The organism is Mesorhizobium sp. M4B.F.Ca.ET.089.01.1.1 (assembly GCF_004022605.1).
Lineage (GTDB): Bacteria > Pseudomonadota > Alphaproteobacteria > Rhizobiales > Rhizobiaceae > Mesorhizobium > Mesorhizobium abyssinicae.
Genome location: NZ_RZOS01001204.1, coordinates 1 through 599, shown reverse-complemented (window position 1 = coordinate 599; position 599 = coordinate 1). Strand labels below are relative to the sequence as shown.

The 599-nt window shown below is 57.3% G+C and carries 1 pseudogene; it reads left to right on the top strand.

Annotated elements, in window-relative coordinates:
• Positions 1 to 354: 354 nt before the first annotated feature.
• Positions 355 to 599 (top strand): annotated as a pseudogene (locus tag EN780_RS36785) (extracellular solute-binding protein); the annotation flags it as partial.

The following is a 599-nucleotide window of genomic DNA, read 5'->3' as shown; positions in this document are numbered from 1 at the left end:
TGGGGCCCCATCCGTAGTTCTCACTGTAGCCGTAGCTTATCGCGCCTCCTCTCCACGGTTCAAACTCGGTGAGAAAGTGCGAATTGGCTGGGACGCGCGGGATGGACGCCTTCTTTCTGTGAAGGCGAACGGCCCGAGACAAGGTGTACCCGACCATCTCGAAGCTGAGGCGGCTTCGTTGCAGGTGACCTCGGCCGCAGATCGCATCCGATATGGTCTTCATAAGGGAGAGAGCTCATGAGGTGCTACAGCAACTCCAGTCGGCCGACGCGACGTCAGGCCCTAATAGGACTCAGCGGAGCGGCGCTGGTGCTTGGCGCCCCAAGCATTTTGCGAGCGCAAGAGTCGACCCTGGTGGTCGTTTCCGGTGGCGGATCGTATGAGGAGGCGTTCCGCAAAGCCGTAGTTGATCCCTTCCAGAGTGAGACAGGCATCAAGGTGACTTATGTGTCTCCGGCTGACGCGGCGAAGCTTAAGGCGCAAGTCGATAGCAGCAATGTGCAATGGGATGTGGTGGAGATATCCGGCCCTGCGTTTAGATCAGATGCAGACAAGTATGTCGAAGAAATCGATTATGCGGCATTCGATAAGGAAACGCT